Origin of the sequence: Nocardioides caricicola (assembly GCF_039541135.1) — a bacterium.
Lineage (GTDB): Bacteria > Actinomycetota > Actinomycetes > Propionibacteriales > Nocardioidaceae > Nocardioides > Nocardioides caricicola.
In genome coordinates this window covers 345,088-366,133 of the sequence record NZ_BAABFQ010000005.1, presented here as the reverse complement: position 1 = coordinate 366,133, position 21,046 = coordinate 345,088, and the positions used below count along the sequence as shown (strand labels likewise).

At 72.7% G+C, this 21,046-nt stretch carries 22 protein-coding genes; 17 read left to right on the top strand and 5 right to left on the bottom strand.

Annotated features, from left to right (window positions below; all coding sequences use genetic code 11):
- The first annotated feature begins 59 nt into the window (after positions 1-59).
- The 6 genes from ABD875_RS10150 to ABD875_RS10125 all read left to right on the top strand — a co-directional run bounded on the left by ABD875_RS10150 (position 60) and on the right by ABD875_RS10125 (position 3,670).
- The gene (locus tag ABD875_RS10150) at positions 60-2,099 is read left to right on the top strand and encodes an ATP-dependent DNA helicase UvrD2 (protein ID WP_345174436.1); all 2,040 of its coding nucleotides are present in this window, start codon (positions 60-62) and stop codon (positions 2,097-2,099) included.
- A 142-nt stretch (positions 2,100-2,241) separates the two neighbouring features.
- Entirely contained in the window at positions 2,242-2,478 is a 237-nt protein-coding gene (locus tag ABD875_RS10145; protein WP_345174427.1) for a hypothetical protein, read from the top strand.
- Positions 2,479-2,612: 134 nt separating this feature from the next.
- Positions 2,613-2,936: a WhiB family transcriptional regulator gene (locus ABD875_RS10140; RefSeq protein ID WP_345174418.1), complete on the top strand. Its 324-nt coding sequence runs from the start codon at positions 2,613-2,615 to the stop codon at positions 2,934-2,936.
- Between the two features lie 49 nt (positions 2,937-2,985).
- A complete protein-coding gene (locus tag ABD875_RS10135) occupies positions 2,986-3,150 on the top strand; it encodes a hypothetical protein (protein ID WP_345174410.1) in 165 nt (54 codons plus the stop codon).
- A 30-nt stretch (positions 3,151-3,180) separates the two neighbouring features.
- Positions 3,181-3,411, top strand: a complete 231-nt coding sequence (locus ABD875_RS10130) for a hypothetical protein (RefSeq protein ID WP_345174402.1) — start codon at positions 3,181-3,183, stop codon at positions 3,409-3,411.
- 94 nt (positions 3,412-3,505) lie between these two features.
- Complete coding sequence (locus ABD875_RS10125; protein ID WP_345176306.1) at positions 3,506-3,670, top strand: hypothetical protein; 165 nt, start codon at positions 3,506-3,508, stop codon at positions 3,668-3,670.
- 10 nt (positions 3,671-3,680) lie between these two features.
- On the opposite strand, the gene ABD875_RS10120 is transcribed toward ABD875_RS10125, so the two are convergent.
- Together ABD875_RS10120 and ABD875_RS10115 are read right to left on the bottom strand one after the other, a co-directional pair.
- Positions 3,681-4,439: a hypothetical protein gene (locus ABD875_RS10120; protein WP_345174395.1), complete on the bottom strand. Its 759-nt coding sequence runs from the start codon at positions 4,437-4,439 to the stop codon at positions 3,681-3,683.
- 129 nt (positions 4,440-4,568) lie between these two features.
- Complete coding sequence (locus ABD875_RS10115; protein WP_011754982.1) at positions 4,569-4,727, bottom strand: DUF5679 domain-containing protein; 159 nt, start codon at positions 4,725-4,727, stop codon at positions 4,569-4,571.
- Between the two features lie 192 nt (positions 4,728-4,919).
- Between ABD875_RS10115 and ABD875_RS10110 the strand changes: the two genes are divergently transcribed.
- The gene (locus tag ABD875_RS10110) at positions 4,920-5,714 is read left to right on the top strand and encodes an enoyl-CoA hydratase/isomerase family protein (RefSeq protein ID WP_345174382.1); all 795 of its coding nucleotides are present in this window, start codon (positions 4,920-4,922) and stop codon (positions 5,712-5,714) included.
- On the opposite strand, the gene ABD875_RS10105 is transcribed toward ABD875_RS10110, so the two are convergent.
- On the bottom strand, positions 5,701-6,921 hold the full coding sequence (locus ABD875_RS10105) for a TetR/AcrR family transcriptional regulator (RefSeq protein ID WP_345174373.1): 1,221 nt from the start codon (positions 6,919-6,921) through the stop codon (positions 5,701-5,703). The two genes, ABD875_RS10110 and ABD875_RS10105, sit on opposite strands and share 14 nt — an antisense overlap.
- A gap of 142 nt (positions 6,922-7,063) precedes the next feature.
- Between ABD875_RS10105 and ABD875_RS10100 the strand changes: the two genes are divergently transcribed.
- The 10 genes from ABD875_RS10100 to ABD875_RS10055 all read left to right on the top strand — a co-directional run bounded on the left by ABD875_RS10100 (position 7,064) and on the right by ABD875_RS10055 (position 19,166).
- Positions 7,064-9,013 carry a GMC family oxidoreductase N-terminal domain-containing protein gene (locus ABD875_RS10100; RefSeq protein ID WP_345174364.1) on the top strand — a complete coding sequence of 650 codons (1,950 nt, stop codon included), beginning with the start codon at positions 7,064-7,066 and terminating at the stop codon, positions 9,011-9,013.
- 25 nt (positions 9,014-9,038) lie between these two features.
- On the top strand, positions 9,039-10,313 hold the full coding sequence (locus ABD875_RS10095; protein ID WP_345174358.1) for an ABC transporter substrate-binding protein: 1,275 nt from the start codon (positions 9,039-9,041) through the stop codon (positions 10,311-10,313).
- 1 nt (position 10,314) lies between these two features.
- Positions 10,315-12,264, top strand: a complete 1,950-nt coding sequence (locus tag ABD875_RS10090) for an ABC transporter permease (protein WP_345174349.1) — start codon at positions 10,315-10,317, stop codon at positions 12,262-12,264.
- Positions 12,248-13,006: an ABC transporter ATP-binding protein gene (locus tag ABD875_RS10085; RefSeq protein WP_345174339.1), complete on the top strand. Its 759-nt coding sequence runs from the start codon at positions 12,248-12,250 to the stop codon at positions 13,004-13,006. The genes ABD875_RS10090 and ABD875_RS10085 overlap by 17 nt, the downstream gene beginning before the upstream one ends.
- Positions 13,003-13,713 (top strand): ABC transporter ATP-binding protein, encoded by a 711-nt coding sequence (locus ABD875_RS10080; RefSeq protein ID WP_345174314.1) that lies wholly within the window; start codon positions 13,003-13,005, stop codon positions 13,711-13,713. The genes ABD875_RS10085 and ABD875_RS10080 overlap by 4 nt, the downstream gene beginning before the upstream one ends.
- The gene (locus ABD875_RS10075) at positions 13,713-14,903 is read left to right on the top strand and encodes an acyl-CoA dehydrogenase family protein (RefSeq protein WP_345174306.1); all 1,191 of its coding nucleotides are present in this window, start codon (positions 13,713-13,715) and stop codon (positions 14,901-14,903) included. The genes ABD875_RS10080 and ABD875_RS10075 overlap by 1 nt, the downstream gene beginning before the upstream one ends.
- Before the next feature lie 10 nt (positions 14,904-14,913).
- Entirely contained in the window at positions 14,914-16,761 is a 1,848-nt protein-coding gene (locus ABD875_RS10070; RefSeq protein WP_345174297.1) for an AMP-dependent synthetase/ligase, read from the top strand.
- Positions 16,762-17,241 (top strand): DUF4334 domain-containing protein, encoded by a 480-nt coding sequence (locus tag ABD875_RS10065; protein WP_345174289.1) that lies wholly within the window; start codon positions 16,762-16,764, stop codon positions 17,239-17,241. It begins immediately after the preceding gene.
- Between the two features lie 332 nt (positions 17,242-17,573).
- The gene (locus ABD875_RS10060) at positions 17,574-18,632 is read left to right on the top strand and encodes a PHP domain-containing protein (protein WP_345174281.1); all 1,059 of its coding nucleotides are present in this window, start codon (positions 17,574-17,576) and stop codon (positions 18,630-18,632) included.
- A gap of 9 nt (positions 18,633-18,641) precedes the next feature.
- Entirely contained in the window at positions 18,642-19,166 is a 525-nt protein-coding gene (locus tag ABD875_RS10055; protein WP_345174273.1) for a M48 metallopeptidase family protein, read from the top strand.
- On the opposite strand, the gene ABD875_RS10050 is transcribed toward ABD875_RS10055, so the two are convergent.
- Together ABD875_RS10050 and ABD875_RS10045 are read right to left on the bottom strand one after the other, a co-directional pair.
- Positions 19,106-19,702 (bottom strand): NUDIX hydrolase, encoded by a 597-nt coding sequence (locus ABD875_RS10050; protein ID WP_345174267.1) that lies wholly within the window; start codon positions 19,700-19,702, stop codon positions 19,106-19,108. The two genes, ABD875_RS10055 and ABD875_RS10050, sit on opposite strands and share 61 nt — an antisense overlap.
- Positions 19,699-21,012, bottom strand: coding sequence for a zinc-dependent metalloprotease (locus tag ABD875_RS10045; RefSeq protein ID WP_345174262.1), 1,314 nt, complete (start codon positions 21,010-21,012; stop codon positions 19,699-19,701). The genes ABD875_RS10050 and ABD875_RS10045 overlap by 4 nt, the downstream gene beginning before the upstream one ends.
- Positions 21,013-21,046 lie beyond the last annotated feature (34 nt).

The window sequence follows — 21,046 nt, the reverse complement described above, 5'->3', positions numbered from 1 at the left end:
TAGGGTTTGGAAAGGTCTCGCCGACTCAACCATCGCTCACGAGGAGTTGTTCCCCCGACATGCCCGACGCCCACCCCCTGCTCGATGCGCTCGACCCCGAGCAGCGGCGGGTCGCCGAGGCGTTGCGCGGGCCGGTCCGCGTGCTCGCGGGAGCCGGGACCGGCAAGACCCGGGCGATCACCCACCGGATCGCGTACGGCGTCGCCACCGGCATCTACGCCCCGACCGAGATCCTCGCGGTCACGTTCACCACGCGCGCGGCCGGCGAGATGCGCGCCCGGCTGCGCGCCCTCGGCGCGGGGCCGGTCCAGGCGCGCACGTTCCACTCGGCGGCACTGCGTCAGCTGCGCTACTTCTGGCCGCAGGCGCACGGCACCGAGCTGCCCACGCTGATCGAGTCGAAGATCGGCCTGCTCGCCACCGCGGCCCGCCGGCAGCGGCTCTCCGCGGACCAGGCACTGCTGCGCGACCTGGCCTCCGAGGTCGAGTGGGCCAAGGTCAGCAACGTGCACCCTGACGACTACGCCCGGGTCGCCGCCCAGCGTGGCCGCAGCGTCACCGGGCAGGACCACGAGACCGTCGGCCGGGTGTTCAGCAGCTACGAGGACGTCAAGCGCGGCCAGGGCCGGATGGACATGGAGGACGTACTGCTCCTGACCGCGGGCATGCTCGCCGACGACGAGCGGATCGCGGCGCAGGTGCGCCGCCAGTACAAGTGGTTCGTCGTCGACGAGTACCAGGACGTCTCGCCGCTGCAGTCCGCGCTGCTCGACCTCTGGCTCGGTGGCCGCGACGAGATCTGCGTCGTCGGCGACCCCGCGCAGACCATCTACTCCTTCGCCGGGGCCAACGCCGACTACCTGCGCGACTTCCCCCGCAAGCACGCCAACACCACCTCCGTCGAGCTGGTCCGCAACTACCGCTCCACGCCCGAGGTCGTCGAGGCCGCGAACACCCTGCTCGCGGGGTCGCTCAGCCAAGGTGTGGAGCTGCGTGCCCAGCGCCCGTCCGGCCCGACCGTCAGCTACACCCCGCGCTCCGACGAGGTCGCCGAGGCCGAGGCGGTGGCCGCCGCGATCCTGCGGCTGCGCGACGCCGGCCGCAGCCTCGGCCAGGTGGCGGTGCTGTTCCGGATCAACGCCCAGTCGGAGTCGTTCGAGGAGGCGCTGTCGGCGCGCGGCATCCCGTACGTCGTCCGCGGCGCGGCCCGGTTCTTCGACCGGCCGGAGGTCCGTGAGGCGGTCACCCGGCTCCGCGGCGCCGCTCGCTCCGGCGAGGCCGGCGACGACGCGGCGAGCATCCCGGGTGCTGTGGCGGCGATCCTGGCCGGCATGGGCTGGACCGCCGAGGCGCCGACCACGCGCGGCCAGACCCGCGACCGCTGGGAGTCCTGGCAGGCGCTGGTCGACCAGGCGATCGAGTTCGCGAGCCACGACGGCGCGACGCTCAACGGCTTCGTCGACGACCTCGACCGGCGCGCGGCCGAGCAGCACGCCCCGGTCGCCGACGGCGTCACCCTGGCGACGTTCCACGCCGCCAAGGGCCTCGAGTGGGACTCCGTGTTCCTCTGCGGCCTGCAGGACGGCACCCTCCCGATCACCTACGCCGACACCCCGGCCGCGATCGAGGAGGAGCGCCGGCTCCTGTACGTCGGCATGACCCGGGCGCGGGTGGACCTCGCGCTGTCCTGGTCGCTGGCGCGCAACCCGGGCGGACGCCCCAACCGCAAGCCGTCCCGGTTCCTCGACCCGCTGCTGCCCCAGGAGGTCCTGGCCGCCCGCGAGCAGCCCCGCACCCGCAAGGTCGCCGGCTGCCGCGAGTGCGGCCGGCCGCTGTCGACCGGCGCGGAGAAGAAGCGCGGGCGCTGCGCGGACTGCCCGGCGTCGTACGACGAGGAGCTGTTCGACCGGCTGCGCGAGTGGCGCAAGGAGCGGGCGGGGGAGGAGAGCGTGCCGGCGTTCGTGGTCTTCACCGACGCGACGCTGCAGCTGATCGCCGAGCACAAGCCGCGCACCCCCGACGCCCTGCTGCGCATCAGCGGTATAGGCCGGTCGAAGCTCGAGAAGTACGGCGACGAGGTGCTGAGCGTGGTCGGCTGAGCCGGTCGCGAAAAAAATCGAGAAATACCCACTAAATCGTTTGCCCATTACAGCGGGTCCACGATAGTTTTCCGCAAGCAACAGAAACAGCGCACACGATCTTGGCAGGATCGGCGCCCTACTACTGAAGGAGGTGGCACCAATGAACAGCACCAAGACCTGGATGACGGCTCAGACCCCGTCGGCCTTTGGCATGCCCATTTGCGGCCACGCCTTCACGGTGTCCGCCCGCGCAGCCGAGGCCGGCAACGCCGCCACGACGAAGCTCGTCATGCGCGACCGCGTTGCGGTGATCGCTGACTCGTTCGGCGATGACAACCGGGGTCTCGCCCAGTCCTACGTCCCGGGGACCAGTGCCTGGAGTCCACCGACCTGTTGAGAACCAACAGCTCGGCAGCCTCCAGGCCGCGGAACCCGAAAACCGGGATCCGCGGCCTTTGTGTTTCTCAAGGCACGGATCTTCAACCCGAACCGCACCACCACCAGCGATCAGGTCAGGAGAGGAGGTGAAACATGACCATCAGCGAGCTCGTTCGCACCGATGGCACTGCCGAGGTCACCCTGGGCCAGCTGCACGACCAGGCGGGTCAGGTCGACGACGACCTGCTCCCGTGCCGGGCCAACAACCCGGAGCTCTGGTTCGCAGAGTCCCCGGCCGACGTGGAGAACGCCAAGGCGCTGTGCCAGGCCTGTCCGGTCCAGGCCCTGTGCCTCGACGGTGCCCTCGAACGCCGTGAGCCCTGGGGAGTCTGGGGAGGCCAGCTCTTCCTCCAGGGCGTGGTGATCCCCCGGAAGCGTCCCCGGGGCCGCCCCCGCAAGAACCAGGCAGCCGCCTGATCCAGCACCACCGACCAACCTCTTCGACAACGACGTCAAAGGAACCGAGATGAACCTCAACACCCAGTACCTCGCTCGCGCGGAGCAGACCGCTCGCCTGCGCGAGGCCGAGCAGTGCCGACCGGGTCGCCGGCTGGCCGGTGCGATCCGCACCAGCCGTCAGGCCGAGCGACTCGCTCAGCAGGCCCGCCTCGCTCTCGCTCGCACCTTCTGAGCGCAGCACCGAACAACGAAAGCTCATCTGATGAAGACCATCGTGACCACGAACCCGAACGGAACGAACGACATGAACTTGATGCACGAAGATCTGGCCCGCGCGCAAATGTCCATGCGCCTGGGAGAGGCGCAGGAGCTCCAGCTGGGTCGCCGGCTGGCCACGGCTCGTCGACTCAGCCGCAAGGCCGAGCAGGCGGCACAGCAGGCGCGTCTGGCTCTGGCGCGCGCTCTGATCACGAACCAACCACCCCTCACCTGATCGCGGGTGACTGAACCCGGGAGCCGGGCACGAGACCACAGGTCCCGTGCCCGGCTCTCGGCATTTCGACGGCCGCGCTGGCTACCCTGGAGCGGTGGGCATGATCTGCGACTTCTGCGGCCGCCAGGAATCCGACGACGCCGCGACCCTGACGTGGACGACCGCCGTCGAGAACGGCCGCAAGCGCGCCTACTGCGACGACTGCTCGCGAGCCAACCTGCGCGCGATGGAGGGCAAGCTCGACAGCGAGTTCTGGTGAACCTCCCGGCTCAACCCACCAGCCCCTCGGCCCAGGAGCAGCCGCAGTGCGGGTGCCGCAGCCACGAGTCCGTGCGCGGTGCCAGGTCCGGGCCGATCGTCACGGTGGCGGACCAGGTCGACGGCCGGCCGCCCTCGGCATAGCTGAGCACGTCCCGCACCGCCCACGCGGCGACCAGGGCCGTCAGCCCGGCGTCGTGCGCCTCGCCCGCCAGGCCGCCGACCTGCTCGACCACCACGGCCCGGCGCGGGTCGTGCTGGCCCCGGTGCGCGTCGACGCAGCGCAGGCAGGCCGTCCAGCCCGGAACGACGAACGGCCCGACCGTGAAGCCGGACGGCGCCGCGCCGACGACCACGTGCGTCCGGCCGTCGCGCAGGTGGGTGTCCACGTCGGTGCGCCGGGGTTCGCCGTCGGCGACCACCAGCGCGACCTCGGCGTCCTCCGCCGCGACCACCTCGCCGCCGGCCGCCCGCAGGATCCGGACCGCCTCGGCCGCGGTGACGCCACCGCCCTCGACCGCGACCCGGACGGCTCCGCGGCGGACCACGGGCTCGACCAGCAGCCCGGCACGGTGCAGGTCGGCCAGCGCGCGGTGCGCGGCCGGCGAGTCCGGGCGGGCGGGCCGCCCGGAGACCAGGTCGTCGAGGAGGCGACGTACGTCGGGCTGGTCGGGCAGGACCACGCGCCACGGTGGGTCCACGCCGACCTGGAGGTGGTCGTCGTCGCGGCGCACCACGTGCAGCCCGGGCCGGAGGCGGGGATGGCTCATGGGTGCCGTCTACCCAGCGCGGAGCACCCGGTTCCGGTCGTCCACAGCCGGAGAGGAAATGACGACGGCGCCCTCCCGTGCGGGAGGGCGCCGTCGTACTGGCTCAGTTTGGCGTTACGCGGATGTGCGTCAGGCCTTGCCGAGGATGCGGTTGAGGTTCGTGCCGCAGACCGGGCAGACGGCCTTGGCCATCCGGGTGCCCTTGTCGTTGACCTTGACCTCGCCCTCAGCCTCGCGCTTCTCCTTGCACTTCACGCAGTAGAACTCGCCGCTCCAGGTCTCCGCCATGACGGCCTCCTTGCCTAATCATTTTCATCGGTCGTCGCGACGGGGAAGGGGGGAAGACCCGTCGGAGTACGACAGCGGGTGCTGCCGAACCGACTCGACCCTACGTCACGTGCGCCTGAGCGTGCGTCAGGCGCACCGTGAGCCGTGAATCCGCTCACGGCGGGGCGAAACCCGGTTCAGTACCTTGACCCCATGACTACCGGCCCTCACCTGCGCGTCGACCGCCCCTCCGAGGGGGTCGTCCTGCTCACCCTCGACAACCCCGACCAGCGCAACGCGATGTCGGACGAGATGACCACGTCGTGGGTCGCGGCGGTCGACGAGCTGGCCGGGGACCGCTCGGTCCGGGCGGTGGTCGTCACCGGTGCCGGCTCGGCGTTCTGCTCGGGCGGCAACACCTCGTGGATCGCCAGCGAGCCGGACGCGTCGGTCGACCACCTGCGCACCCGGATGATCGCGTTCTACCGGGCCTGGCTGTCGATCCGTCGGCTCGAGGTGCCCACGATCGCGGCGGTCAACGGTGCGGCGATCGGGGCCGGCCTGTGCCTGGCCCTGGCCTGCGACCTGCGGTACGCCGCCACCGGCGCCAAGCTGGGCGTGCCGTTCGTGAAGCTCGGGATGCACCCGGGCATGGCCGCGACCCACCTGCTGCCGAACGTGGTCGGTCCCGCACACGCGCGCGACCTGCTGCTCACGGGCCGCGTCGTCGACGCGGACGAGGCGCTGCGGCTCGGCCTCGTGTCGCAGGTGCACGCGCCGGAGACGTTCCTCGACACCGTGCTCGAGACGGCCGCCGGCATCGCCGCGACCGCGCCGATCCCGAGCCGGCTGACCAAGCTCGCGCTGACCGACGGCGGGCACGCGGACTTCGAGGCCGCGATCCAGTGGGAGGCGATGGCGCAGCCGATCACGCTGGCGACCGCGGACCTGCAGGAGGGCATCCGGGCCGCCCAGGAGAAGCGGGCTCCGGTCTTCACGGGGCGCTGAGTCCGTCCGCTGCGAGGATCTGGCCGACGATCGCGTGCACCCGTGCGCGGGTGCTGTCGTCGTCGCGCCAGTGCAGCCGCCGGCCGAGGTCGGTGACCGTGGAGATCGCGGCCATCGCCAGGAACCGCGCCTCGGCGGGCCCGAGGTCCGGCAGGGTCCCGCGCAGCAGCGTCACCCACAGCGCGACGTGGTCGCGCTGCAGCGCGCGCAGCCGTGCCTGGTCGGCCGCGGGGAGCGTGGCGACGTTGGCGTAGTAGACCGACATCTGCTCCTGGTGGGAGAACGAGTGGGCGACGTACGCCCGGGCGAGCCGGTCGAGGGCGACGCCGGGCGGCGCGCCCCGGATGCCGGCCGCCTCGACCGCGGCGTCGAGGTCTCGTGATGCGACCAGGCACGCCTCGAGCAGCACCTCGGCCTTGCTGCGGAAGTGCCGGTAGAAGCCGGAGGTCGTGAGGCCCGCCTCCGCCGCGATCGCCTCGATCGTGACCTCGGCGAACCCCTCCGCGTGGAACTGGTGGACCGCCGACTCGAGCACGGCGGTACGCCGGGGGACCCGACGCGCAGCCGGCGCCGTCGGCAAGGGGTCGCCGGTCGACCGCTGCGGTGGCACGTCGGTGTGCACGACGCGGGTCGCGGTGTCGGCGACCATCCGGGTCAGTCGGGTGATCGGCAGTGACGTGCGGTGGGCGGTGATGCTGGCGACGACGCTCAGGGCGCCGGAGCTCAGCAGGTCGACGTCGGCGGGCGGGTCGTCGGGTCGCACGGTGCGGACGCCGGTCGCGACCCGCTCGATCATCTCCTCGAACTGCCGGCGCACCGCCTCGCGGTCGGCCGGCTCGAGGTAGCGCCCCTCCCAGCGGTAGATGCCGCCGGCGCGCCGCTGACCCGCGGTGACGCGGGCCAGGGTGGCGAAGACGTCGTGCAGGTGCGCGGTCGCGACCACGGGGTCCGCGAGGTCCGCACCCAGGGGCGCGGCTGCCCACTCGTCGAGGAGCCGGCCGCTGAGCGACGTCGCGCAGGTGGCGAACAGCGCGTACTTGCTGGGGAAGTGGCGGTAGAGGGCAGGGCCCGAGACGCCCACCGCGGCGGCGATCTCCTCCATGCCGACGTGGTGGTAGCCGCGCTCGGCGAAGGCCTCGCCGGCCGCGGCCAGGATCAGCTGCTTGCGGTTGCGCGGCCGGACGGCGACGCGTTGCGCACCTGCCACGGGCCCCTGCCTCTCCGCTGTCGCCGACGTGGATGGTCGTTAACTTATCTGTGAATCTCGATTAACAAAATCCTTGCAAATGGCCAGCCGTCCCGGGCATGCTGTGCCGCACGTCACGTCAGGAGACGCGAGAGGGAGTGCGATGGAGCTGACCGCGAGGCAGCGGGCGAACCTGGCCCTGATCTGCGACACGTTCGCCCCTGGCGACGGCGACCGGCTCCCGTCCGCGAGCGCGCTCGGCGCGGTCGAGGTCGTCGAGGGACTGGCCGCCCACAACCCGCGCGCCGCCGAGTTCGAGCAGCTGGCCCGGCTGCTCTCGGCGTGGGACTCGCGCACGCTCGGTGTCCTGCTCGGCTTCGGTCCGCGCCGGTTCTCCCGGCTGGGCCAGGATCAGCGCGAGGCCGCGCTGATCGGCCTCTCGGACTCGCGGCTGTCCCAGAAGCGGGCGCTGTTCCAGGCGCTCAAGGGCGCGGCGACGCTGGCCTACTACATGACGCCCGGCCCCACCGGTCACTCGCCGCTGTGGGACGCGATCGGCTACTCGGGCCCGCTCGGGCCGCTCGACACCGCGCCGGCGCCCGCGCTGCAGCCGGTCACGCCCACCGCTCCGCTCGAGCTGGCGTGCGACGTAGTCGTCGTCGGCTCCGGTGCCGGTGGGGGGACGGCGGCTGCGGTGCTCGCCGCGGCCGGGCACTCCGTCGTGGTGCTGGAGAAGGGTGGCTACTACGACGACCGCGACTTCGACGGCGGAGAGCTCAGCGGCATGTCACGGCTCTACGCGCCCGGCCCGTCGGCCACGGTCGAGGGGCAGCTCAGCCTGCTCACCGCCCAGTGTCTCGGCGGGGGCACGGTCGTGAACTACTCGACCTGCTTCCGCACGCCCGACGACGTCCGGTCCGAGTGGGCGGGGCTGGGGGTGCCTCAGTTCGCGACCGAGGAGTTCGACCGGTCCCTCGACGCCGTGTGGGACCGGCTGCGGGTCAACGGCGACCACAGCCAGATCTCCTCGCGCGACAAGATCATGGAGGCCGGGCTGGAGAAGCTCGGCTGGCACGTCGACTCCCTCGACCGCAACGTCGTCGGCTGCGACACCGGCGCCGAGTGCGGCCGGTGTGGTCTCGGCTGCCGGATCGGCGCCAAGCAGTCGGTCACCAAGACCTGGCTCGAGGACGCCGAGCGGCACGGGGCACGGCTGGTCACCGGCGTCGACGTACGCACCATCACGCGCAGCGGCGGGAAGGCCGATGGCGTCGAGGGACGTACGGCGGACGGGCACCCGGTCCGCGTGCGCGCCCGGGCCGTGGTGGTCGCGGGCGGCACCATCCAGACGCCGGCGCTGCTGCGACGTTCCGGGCTGGGCAACCCCAACATCGGCAAGCACCTGCGCCTGCACCCGGCGACAGCGGTGTGGGCCGACTTCGACGAGCGCGTCGCTCCCTGGGAGGGCGCGATGCAGAGCCGGTACTCGCGCGAGCACGCCGACCTCGACGGTTCCGGCTACGGCGTCGTGTACGAGACCGCCGCGGCCAACCCCGCCCTCGCGGTCGCGTTCATGTCCTGGCGGGGCGCGGCTCAGCACCGCGAGCGGATGTTGCGCCTGGCGAACCTCAGCAGCGTCGGCGTGATCACCCGGGACCAGGACTCGGGGGAGGTGCGGGTCGGCAAGGACGGCGAGCCGGTCGTGAGCTACCGGCTCTCCGGCCGCGACGAGCGGAGGCTGCGGGCCGGTGTCGCCGGCGCGGCGCGGATCCTCGAGGCCGCCGGTGCGCGCAGCCTCTTCTCCGGCCACCAGGCCGGGGTGACCTGGACCCGCGACCGCGACGGCGGCGTCGAGGAGTTCATCGACCGCTGCGACCGAGCGGGGTACGGCCCGGGCCGCTGCGCGATGGCGGCTCTGCACCTCATGGGGTCGGCGCGGATGGGCGGCGACTCCGCCACCAGCGCGACCGACCCCGACGGCGTCACGTGGGACGACCCGAACGTCGTCGTCGCGGACGCGTCCAGCTTCCCCACTGCCTCGGGAGTGAACCCGATGGTCTCGATCGAGGCCATCGCCCACATGAACGCCTCGCGCCTCGCCGCGCGGCTCTGACACACCACCAAGAAGAGAGGTCTCCATGCGAACCAGGCACTCCCTGTGGCGCTCCGTCGTCGTGTCGTCGGCGGTGGCGCTCGCCCTCGCCGGCTGCGCGTCGGACAGCGGCGGCGACAGCGGCGACGACGATCCGGACGCCGCGGCGCCGTCGACGTCCGCGGCCGCCGAGCTCGACGGCCCGCCGGTCAAGGTCGGCTTCCTGAACCCCTCGGGCGGTCCCGTCCCGCAGCCCGGCGCCGACACCGGCGCCACCGCCGCGGTCGACTACGTCAACGGCCAGCTCGGCGGCATCGGCGGACGCCCGCTGGAGCTGGTGTCGTGCGACACCGACACCACGCCGGAGTCTGCGACCTCGTGCGCGAACACGTTCGTGGAGGAGGGCGTCGTCGCGGTCATGGACGGCTTCAACCTCTCGTCCAGCGCCACCCTGCCGGTGCTCAGCTCGGCGAAGATCCCGCTCGTCGGCATGATCGCGTTCGACTCGGTGACGGGCTCGGCGGCCGAGGACCGCGTGTACTTCGCGGCCCCGCAGGCGTCGTTCCTCGTCGGCGCTATGCAGGCCTTCAAGGAGGCCGGCAAGGACTCGGTGGTGCTGGCGCTCGTCGACACCCCGTCGTCGCACCAGACCATCGACACGCTCCTCCCGGCGCTGGCCGGCGCGCTGGAGATGGACGCCTCCGGCGTCTACTTCTCGCCGACGAACCCCAACTTCACCGCGCTCGCGGCGACGATCGCCAAGGACGACCCGGACGTCGGCGGCCTGATGGCCTCGCCGAACGAGGCCGCCTGCACCGCCCTGGTCCAGGCGCTGCGCCAGCAGCAGTACGACGGCACGATCTTCACCGCGGCCTGCACCGACTACATCGAGGCGGCTCCGGCCGACGCGGCCGGCGGCGCGCTCTACTCCTCGACCTGGCTCCCGGACGCGATGGACTACGCGCCCGAGGACGTCAAGGCCGACCTGGAGATCGCCCAGCAGGCGATCGAGGGTGTCGACGGCGGCACCGGGGGCTTCTACGCGTACGCCGAGTTCGCCCAGATCGTCACGTTCGCGAAGGCTCTCGACGGCGTCCAGGGCGAGCTCACCGGCGAGACCGTGCTGACGACGCTCAAGGGACTGAAGGACTTCCCGAGCTTCCTCGGCCCGGACATCACGTGCGGCAGCAAGACGTCACCGAACTGCACCACGGAGATGCTGTTGTTCGACGTCCAGGAAGACGGCTCGATCAAGCCGGCCGGCGACGGGTTCCTGACGCCCGTGCCGGAGATCCTGGCCCAGATCCCCGGCGCGACCTGACGTGGACCAGCTGGTCCTGTTCGTCAGCCTCGGCTTCACCGTCGGCGCCGTGTACGCCGTGATCGGCTCCTCGCTGGTCGCGATCCACAGCGCCACCGGTGTGCTCAACTTCGCCCAGGGCTCGGTGGCCCTGTGGGGAGTCTGGGTCGCCGCCGAGCTCGGCACGACCGGCACCCTGGTCCTGCCCGTCGGTGAGCTCCGGCTCACCGACGGGCCGGCCCCGGTGCCGACGACTGTCGCGCTCGGCGTCGTGAGCTCGACGGTGCTCGCGCTGCTGATGCACCTGCTGGTGCTCCGGCCGCTGCGGGCCGCGCCCGCGCTGTCCCAGGTGGCCGCGTCGGTCGGCGTCATGCTGCTCGTCGCGAGCCTCGTGCCGCTGCGCTTCGACGTGACCACGACGGTCGCGCGGCCGATCCTCGCCGACGACTCGGTGACGATCCTCGGGGCCGAGGTCGCGGTGGCGAACCTGGTGATGCTCGGCCTCGCGGTCGGGGTCGCGCTGCTGCTGGCCGGCTACCTGCGCTTCACCCGCTGGGGCACCGCGACCCGCGCCAGTGCGGAGGACGAGGAAGCGGTGCTGCTGACCGGCTACTCGCCGGACCGGCTGGCCGCCGTCGTCTGGCTGGTCACCGGTGCGGCGACCGGGCTCATCGCCGTGGTCGGCTCCCCGTCGATCGGCCTGGACCCGCTGGCGTACACGTTCTACGTGCTGCCGGGACTGGCCGCGGCCCTCGTCGCGCGGCTCACGTCGGTGCTCGTCGCCTGCGTCGCCGGGCTCGCGATCGGCTCGTTCCAGTCCCTCCTGCTGATGTTCAGCACCTACGACTTCTGGCCGGTCTGGGCGCAGGCGGGGTTCGGCGACACGGTGCCGTTCCTCGTGGTGGTCGTCGCGCTCTTCGTCAACGGCAAGAGCCTGCCCGAGCGGGGCGGCGTCGTGAGCGGCCGGATGCCTCCGGTGCACCCGCCCACGATGCGCGCGCTCCCGGCGTTCCTCACCCTGGCCGGGGTCGTCGCCGCCATCGTGCTGACCGAGGGCAGCTGGCGCTTCGGCGTGGTCACCTCGGTGATCATGGCGCTGATCGCGCTCTCGCTGGTGGTCCTCACCGGCTACCTCGGCCAGATCTCGCTCGCGGCGATGGCGTTCGCAGGCACCGGCGGCTTCCTGCTCTCCCGGGTGACCAGCGAGTGGGGCATCGGCTTCCCGCTCTCCCTGCTGCTGCCGGCCCTGGGTGCCACCGCGCTCGGGATCGTCGTCGGCATCCCCGCGCTGCGGATCCGCGGCGCCCACCTCGCGGTCGTGACGCTCGCCGGCGCGCTGGCGATCCAGAACTTCGTGTTCGGCAACCCCGCGCTCACGCCGTACGAGGGCAACCTGATCGCCGACCCGACGATCGGCGGTCTCGACCTCGGCGTCCGGGACGGCACCAACCTGACGACCGTCCGGTTCGCGTTCATGGTGGTCGTGGTGGTCGGCGCGCTGACGTGGCTGACCGCGCGACTGATGAGCGGCCGCACCGGACGCGCGTTCCTCGCCGTCCGTTCGAACGAGCGCGCCGCCGCGGCGGCCGGCATCAACGTGGCCGCGACCAAGCTGCTCGGCTTCGGGATCTCGGCGTTCCTCGCCGGGATCGGTGGTTGCCTGATCGGCTACAGCCGGGGCCAGCTCTCGGTCGAGTCGTTCAGCATCCTCGTCGGGCTGGCGCTGCTGTGCACGGTGTACGTCGCCGGCATCACCGGCATCACCGGGGCGCTGCTGGCCGGGCTGCTCGCGCCCCTCGGCGTCGCCGAGACGTTCCTGGAGTCGAGCCTGGGGCTGGGCGAGTACTACAACCTGATCGCCGCGATCGCCCTGGTCGTCACCGCGGTCCTCAACCCGGTCGGCATCACCGGCAGCGTCCGCGCCGCCGTCGCCCACGCCCGCAGCAGGAGGCACCATGTCCTCGCAGCCTGACCCCGTCCTGCGCACCCGCGGTCTCACGGTCCGCTACGGCGGCGTCACCGCCAACGACTCCGTCGACCTCGAGGTCCACCGCGGCCAGGTGGTCGGCCTGATCGGCCCCAACGGCGCCGGCAAGACGACGTACGTCGACGCCGTCACCGGGTTCGCCCGGTCCAGCGGCGAGGTCTGGCTCGCCGGCAGGCGCATCGACGCGATGCCCGCGCACCGGCGCCGCCGGGCCGGTCTGGCCCGCACCTGGCAGGCCGGTGAGCTCTTCGGCGACCTCAGCGTGACGGAGAACCTCGCCGTGGTCGCTCAGGGTGGTGGCCTGCGCGGCCTCGCCGCCGACACGTTCCGGCGACGGGCTGCGCGCGCGCCGCACGACCCGGTGCTCGACGAGCTCGGCCTGGCCGAGGACGCCCACCGGCGCCCAGACGCGCTCAGCCTCGGCCGGCAGAAGCTCGTCGGTGTCGCGCGGGCGCTGGCCGGCGAGAGCCACGTGCTGCTGCTGGACGAGCCGGCCGCCGGCCTGGACACGCACGAGAGCCTGGCATTCGGTGCGGAGGTCCGGCGGATGGCGGACCGCGGCTCGGCGATCCTGCTCATCGACCACGACATGAACCTCGTGCTCGGGACCTGCGACCGCATCTACGTCCTCGACTTCGGCCGCGTGATCGCCTGCGGCACCCCGGACGAGGTGCGGCACGATCCCGCGGTCGTCGCGGCGTACCTCGGCGCGGAGGTGGCGCCATGACGGTGCTGGAGCTCCGCGGCGTGACGGCCGGCTACGGGTCCGCCGCCGCAGTACGCGACCTCGACCTCACGGTCGCGGCCGGTGAGGTGGTCGCCCTGCTCGGCCCGAACGGCGCGGGCAAGACGACGACGCTCAGGGCGGCCGTCGGTCTGATCCGGCCGCGCTCAGGCGAGGTGCTCGCCCTCGGCCGCGCGGTCGACCGCCGCGTCGACCGAACGGCGCGCCACGGCGTCGTCCTCGTGCCCGACTCGCGGGCGATCTTCTCCGGGCTCTCGGTCCGCGACAACCTGCGGCTGGCGGCGCGCCGGAGCGGTCCACGGTGGGACTCCGCCCTCGAACGGCTCCCGCGGCTCGCGCCGCTCGTGGACCGTCGGGTCGGCCTTCTCTCCGGGGGAGAGCAGCAGATGCTGGCGCTCGCCAAGGCGCTGCTGATGCAGCCGCGGGTGCTGCTCGTCGACGAGCTGAGCATGGGACTGGCGCCGGTCGCCGTCCAGGAGCTGCTCCCCGTCGTGCGTGGGCTCGCCGCCGACCTCGGCGTCGGGGTGCTCCTCGTCGAGCAGCACGTCGACCTCGCCCTCGGCGTCTCCGACCGCGGCCTGGTGCTGCACCACGGGCGCGCGGTGCTGGAGGCGCCTGCCGCCGAGCTGCTGGCCGACCGCGACGCCGTGCACCGCGCCTACTTCGGCGCCGACGAGAGGAACGACTGATGGACTTCGACCTGCCCGAGACCGCGGTCGCCGTGCGCGAGGGCGTGGCCGCGGTCGCGGCGAAGTACGACCACGCGTACTGGTCGCGCTGCGACGAGGAGCACCGGTTCCCCACCGAGGCCTGGCGCGACCTGGCCGACGGCGGCTGGGTCGGGCTCTGCGTGCCGGAGGAGTACGGCGGTGGAGGAGCCGGCATGCTCGAGCTGGCCGTGGCGTGCGAGACCCTCGCGGCGTCCGGTGGCACCGCCGGCACGTTCCTCTACATCCTGACGCCGGGTTTCGGCGCGACGACCCTGACCCGGCACGGCACCGAGGAGCAGCGCCGACGGATCCTGCCGGGCGTCGCCACCGGGGAGACCCAGTTCTGCATGGCGCTCACGGAGCCGGACGCCGGCTCGAACGCGATCGAGATCGCCACCACGGCACGCGTCGACGGCGACGAGCTGGTGCTGCGCGGTCAGAAGGTCTGGATCTCCGGTGTCGAGAACGCCGCCTGGATGCTGGTGGTCGCCCGCTCCACCCCGGCCTTCGAGGCGCGCGAGCGGCTCGGCTCGCGCACCGCCGGCTTCACGATCGCGCTCGTCGACGTGCCGGAGGCGCTGGCGGCCGGCACCCTCAGCTACACGCCGATCCCCAAGCTGGGCGGCAACATCGTGACGTCGAGCCAGGTCTTCCTCGACGACGTGCGGGTGCCGCTGGCGAACGTCGTCGGTGAGGTCGACCACGGCTTCTCGGTCCTGTGGGACGTGCTCAACCCCGAGCGCATCCTCGCCGCGGCCGGCGGCGTCGGGGGCGCCGAGGCCGCGCTGCAGCTCGCCGTCGAGTACGCCGGCGAGCGCGAGGTCTTCGGCCGACCGATCGGCGCCAACCAGGGCATCGCGTTCCCGCTCGCGCAGGTCAAGGCGAAGGTCGAGCTGGCCCGGCTGATGACCTACAACGCCGCCTGGCTCTTCGACCAGGGACGGCCGTGCGGCAACGAGACCAGCATCGCGAAGCTCACCGCTGCCCAGGTCGCCTGGGAGGCGGCCGACCGCGCGTTCCAGACCTTCGGCGGGATGGCGTACTCCAAGGAGTACCCCGTCGAGCGGCTGTTCCGTGACAGCCGGATCGGGAAGAACATCCCGGTCTCCGAGGAGCTCGTCCTCGCCCACATCGGCACCCAGATGCTGGGCCTGCCGCGCAGCTACTAAGGAGAGAGCCATGACCGACGTCCTCGCCCAGCGCGCCGAGATCGAGCGGCAGATCGAGGGACTGACCCTGCCGGTGACCCTGAAGCGGGTCGTCGCCGAACGCGGCGACCGGCCGGCCTACTCCGACAAGGTCGGCATCGACGGCGCGGGCTGGCGCACGGTCAGCTGGCGGGAGTACGACGCGCTCGTGCACGACGTGGCCGCCGGACTGGTCGAGCGCGGTGTCGCGCGCGGCGACACGCTCGCGATCATGGCGTCGAGCCGGATCGAGCACGTGGTGGTGGACATGGCCGCGGTGCACGCCGGGGCGACGCCGATGTCGGTCTACGCCACGCTGTCGCCCGAGCAGGTGACGTTCGTCGCCGGCCACGCGGCGCCGAGCGTCGTCGTGCTCGAGGGCGCCGACCAGCTCGCGCGCTGGCGCCCGGCCCTCGACGCCTCGGCCAGCGTGCACACCGTCGTCCTGCTCGACGAGTCGGCCGTGCCGGCGGGGGAGAGGTACGTCGCCTGGTCGGCGCTCGTCGAGCTCGGCCGGGCCGCCGGCTCCGACCGGCTCGCGGAGCGCGTCGCCGCCGTACGCCCGGCCGACCCGGTCACGATCCTCTACACCTCGGGCACCACCGGGAACCCCAAGGGCGTGGTGCTGACCCACCGCAACGTGCTGTTCGAGGCGCACTCGTCGCTGCGCACCGCGGCGCCCGAGGGCGACCTGGTGTGGATCTCGTACCTGCCGCTCGCGCACATCGCCGAGCGGCTGCTCGGGATGTACATCCCGCAGGTGGTGGGCGGCCACGTCCACCTGGTCGCGGACCCGTCCCAGCTGGTCGGGGCCCTGGCCGAGGTGCACCCGACGCGGTTCTTCGGCGTCCCGCGGGTGTGGGAGAAGATCCAGACCGGCCTCGGCGCGCGACTGGCCGCCGAGCCGGATGAGGCCACGCGGGCCGCGGTCACGGCGGCGATGGCGGTCGGCCTCGAGTACGTCGAGGCGCAGGAGTTCGGCCGGCGGCCGTCGGCGGAGCTCGCCGAGCGCTTCGCCGCCGCCGACGCCCAGGTGCTCCGGCCGATGCGGGCCCTGCTCGGTCTCGACCGGGTCGAGTGGGCGACGTCCGCCGCGGCCCCGATGCCGTTGGAGACCGCGCGGTTCTTCGCCGGCCTCGGGATGCGGATCTACGACGTCTACGGGATGACGGAGACCACCGCGGCGGTCACCGCCTGTGGGCCGGAGCAGTTCCGGCTCGGCACGGTCGGCAGGCCGCTGGCCGGGATCGAGGTCCGGCTGGCCGCGGACGGCGAGATCCTCGCCCGCGGCCCCGTGACGACGCCCGGCTACTTCCGCCAGGACGACGCCACCGCCGCGCTGGTCGATGCGGACGGCTGGGTGCACACCGGTGACATCGGCGAGCTCGACGAGGACGGGTTCTTGAAGGTCGTCGACCGCAAGAAGGAAATGATCATCACGTCGTCGGGCAAGAACATCGCTCCCTCCAACGTCGAGAACCTCCTCAAGGAGTCGCCGGTCATCGGCCACGCGCTGGTGTTCGGCGAGGCCCGGCCGTACTGCGTCGCCGTGCTCACCCTCGACGGCGAGGTCGCCCCGGTGGTCGCGCAGCGACTCGGCATCGAGGCCGGGTCGCTGGCCGAGCTCGCGCAGCACCCCGCCATCCGCGCGCTGGCGCAGGACGCCGTCGACCGGGCCAACGCGCGCCTCTCGCGCCCCGAGCAGGTCAAGGCCTTCGAGCTGCTGCCGGTCGAGTGGAGCGCCGAGTCCGAGGAGCTCACCCCTACGCTCAAGCTGAAGCGACGCGTCGTGCACACGAAGTACGCCGACGTGCTCGACCGCCTCTACGCAGGAGCCTGAATGGAGCCCACGCTGCTGAGCCGCCGGCTGGCCGCGCTGCGCCGGATGGACGACGTACCCGCCGAGGACCTCGACGCCCTCTGGGCCGACTGCACGCCGGTCCGCAGCGCCGACATCCTCGGCTCGTGGGTCGGCTCGGACTTCGACACCGACCACCCGGTGCACGCGATGCTCACCGCCTCGGGCTGGCACGGCAAGCGCTTCGACTCGGTCCGCGTCGCGCACCCGCTCATCTGTCGCGCCGACGACGGCAGCCTCTTCTCGAACGAGGAGCTCGGCCGCGGCCTGGCGTCGCTGTGGGACGTCGAGTTCCGCGGTGAGGTGACCGCGTCGATGGTCTACGACGGCCAGCCCGTGATCGACCACTTCAAGGCCGTGGACGCCGGCACCCCGCCCCACGTCCTGCTCGGCGTGATGAACGGCAAGGGCGTGCGTCACGAGGGCCGGCACTACTACTTCGTGCTGGAGCGCGAGGCCTGAGGCAGCGCAGAGAAAGAGAGGCCCCCGGTTCGCCAGCCGGACACTTGCCTTCCCCTTGCGAGTGTCCTTCGGCGGCCCAGGGGCCTCGTCTGCGCGCAAACCTAGGAGCGCGGGGGTGCGCCGGTCAACGTGCGGTCGTCACAGCCTGTGGACAACCCTGTGGACAAACTTGTGGAGTACGCCGCCGACCGGTGGAGGAACCCGGTCCGGGGCGGGATCAGGCTGTGGACGAGCCGTGAACCAGGACGACGTACCCGGCGCTGACCAGCAAGAATGGCTGTCCACCGGGTGTGGAGAAAAGAAACCCACCACGAGTTCGGGAGGTCATCGGCGTGTCGCCCCAGGTCGAGGAGCAGTACGACGGCGGACCGGTCGCGGCGCTGCGCCGGATCGCCTTCCTGCTCGAGCGCGGCCGCGAGGACACCTACAAGGTCAAGGCGTTCCGCGGCGCGGCCGCGGCGATCCTCCCGCTGCCGCCTGAGCAGGTCGCCGCGGCGGTCGAGGACGGCACGCTCACGGACCTGCCCGGCGTGGGCGCCAGCTCGGCGAAGGTGATCACGGCGGCGGTGCGCGGCGAGATGCCGGCCCGGCTCGCCGAGCTCGAGCGCGAGCACGGCGGCCCCCTCGCCGCCGGCGGCGCCGACCTGCGCGCGGCGCTGCGCGGCGACCTGCACTCGCACTCCGACTGGTCCGACGGCGGATCGCCGATCGAGGAGATGGCGTTCACCGCGATGGAGCTCGGGCACGACTACCTGGTGCTCACCGACCACTCGCCCCGGCTGACGGTCGCGCGCGGGCTGAGCCCGGAGCGGCTGACCCGCCAGCTCGGCGTCGTCGACGCCGTCAACGAGCACCTCACCGCCGGGGGAGCCGGCGACTTCATGCTGCTCAAGGGCATCGAGGTCGACATCCTCGACGACGGTGGGCTCGACCAGGAGGACGAGCTGCTCGCGCGGCTCGACGTCCGGGTCGCGAGCGTGCACTCGAAGCTGAAGATGGACGCACCCGACATGACCAGGCGGATGGTCGCCGCGGTGCAGAACCCGTTCACCAACGTGCTGGGCCACTGCACCGGACGGATGGTGATGGGCAACCGCGGCACCCGGCCGCCGTCGCGGTTCGACGCGAAGGCGGTCTTCCAGGCCTGCGTCGACCACGACGTGGCGGTCGAGATCAACTCCCGGCCCGAGCGCCGCGACCCGCCGACCGAGCTCCTCGAGCTCGCCCGCGACCTGGGCTGCGTCTTCTCCATCGACAGCGACGCGCACGCTCCGGGCCAGCTCGACTTCCAGGTCTACGGCTGCGAGCGGGCCGAGGAGGCCGGGATCCCGGCCGAGCGCATCGTCAACACCTGGCCGCGGGAGCGCCTGCTTGCTTGGGCGAAGAAGTAGCGTGCTGCCATGACCCAGCCGCAGGTGGAGGTACGGCGCTCGAAGCGGCGCCGTCGTACCGTCTCGGCCTACCGCGACGGCGACCGCGTCGTGGTGATGATCCCCGCCTCCCTGTCCCGCAAGGAGGAGGCGGAGTGGGTCGAGACCATGCTCGCGCGGCTGGAGCGCTCCGAGCGCCGCCGCAAGCCGAGCGACGCCGACCTGATGCGCCGCGCCACCGAGCTCAGCGACAAGTACCTCGGCGGGCTCGCGGTGCCGGAGACCGTGCGCTGGGTCGACAACCAGCGGTCGCGGTGGGGCTCCTGCACGCCGGGTGACCGGACCATCCGGCTCTCGTCACGGCTGCAGGGCATGCCCGGCTGGGTCGTCGACTACGTGCTCGTGCACGAGCTCGCCCACCTGCTCGAGCCCGGTCACGACGCGAAGTTCTGGGCCTGGGTCGACCGCTACCCGCAGGCGGAGCGGGCCAAGGGCTACCTGATCGGCTGGTCCGCGGCGGCCAAGGTCGACCCGCCGCCCTTCGAGCTCGACTGAGCTCTCTCGCGGGCGAGCGCGACCGCCTCGACGAGGTCCGGCTCGGGGTCGGGGAGTGCGTCCACCGGCCACCAGCGCACGTCGAGCGACTCCTCGCTGACCGCGTGCTCCGCGCCCTCTGGCGCGATGGCCAGGAACCGGACGTCGAGGTGGTGCACGTCCCCGGCGGGGCCGCAGAACGGTACGGCGTGCTCGCTGAGCTGGACCGGCTCGGGATCGAGCTCCAGCCCGGCCAGGCCGGACTCCTCGGTGGCCTCGCGCAGCGCGGCGCCGGCGACGGTGGCGTCGCCGGGCTCGCAGTGGCCGCCGAACTGGAACCACCGGTGCGCCTTGGCGTGCAGCGTCAGGAGCACGGCAGTGCCGTCACCGTTGAGCACCACGGTGCTGGCGGTGACGTGGTCGGGGCGGCAGGACCGCTGCATCCCGTCGGGGTGGGCGCGCAGGTGCGCGACGTACCGCTCCCGGAGCCGTTCCTGCCCGTCGTGCGGCGCGCGCCAGCCCTCGAGGACGGCGAGCGCGTCGTCGTGGAGCGTCACTCGGTCGGGCCGTCGAGGAGCTTCTTCAGCTCCGCGTCGAAGTCCGCGTCGTCCAGCGCGGGCAGCGCCGTGGCGTCCTCGCGGAAGCCCAGCGGGTCGTCGAGGTCGGCGGCGGTCGGCAGCAGGTGCGGATGCATCCAGACGCCGTCGCGGGCCTCGGTGCCCTGCCGGGTGCGCAGCGAGCCCCACAGCGTGGAGGCGTCGCGCAGCCGGCGCGGGCGCAGCTCGAGCCCGACCAGGGTCGCGAACGTCTGCTCGGCCGGCCCGCCGGCCGCGCGCCGGCGCCGGAACGCCTCCTGCAGCTTCGCCGCCGCGGGCATCCGCTCGGCGGTGGCCTGGCCGACGACCTCGTCGACCCAGCCCTCGACCAGGGCGAGGGTCACCTCGAGCCGCTGCAGCGCCGCGTCCTGCGCCGCGGACCGGGGGAGGTCGAACATCCCGCCGTCCAGCAGCGCCTGCATCGACTCCGGGTTGGTCGGGTCGATGCCCTGCATCTGCTCCTCGATCTTCGCCTGCAGGCCCTGGGCGTTGACCTCGATCCCGCGGGCGTACTCCGCGACCGCGTCGATCAGGTGCTCGCGCAGCCACGGCACGTGGGCGAACAGGCGCTGGTGCGCGGCCTCGCGCAGCGCGAGGTAGAGCAGCACGTCGTCCTCGGTCACGTCGAGGCCGGCGGCGAACTCCGCGACGTTCGTCCAGACGATCGCGGCCTGGCCGGGCGCGGCCAGCGGGAGGCCGATGTCGGAGACGCTGAGGACCTCCGAGGCGAGGCCGCCGAGGCCCGAGCCGACCTGGGAGGCCAGCATCCCGCCGACCGCCTTGCCGAGGATGCCCAGCAGCGGGCCGGCCATGGTGGCCTCCTCGGGCAGCGCGCCGCCGAGTGCCTGGACCGACGACTCCGCGATCGGCTCGACGAGCACCTTCCACACGTCGGTGGTGCCGACGACCCACTCGGCGCGGCTCCACGCCGCGGCCGAGGTGACGCCGGACGGGAACTCCGTGGTCGTGTCGAGCCAGTGGTCGGCGAGCCGGACCGCGTCGGCGACCGCGTCCTTCTGCTTCTGCGTCGGCGACGGGTCGGGGGACTGGGCGACGACCTTGCGCGCGGTGTCGAGCACGAAGTCCCAGTTCACCGGGCCGTCGTGCGGCTGCATCAGGAACTGGAGCTGGCTGAAGAGCTGGTTGAGGTCGGGCATGCCCGGTGTCGCGCCCGCGGGTCCGGCGGCGAACGCGCCGAAGATCTGCTCGAACGGCGTGCCCTTGAACGGGTTCTTCCCCTCGTCGGGCGTCTCGCCCGGCTGCTCACTCATGTCCTCCACGGTACGCCGGTGGGCCTAGGCTCGG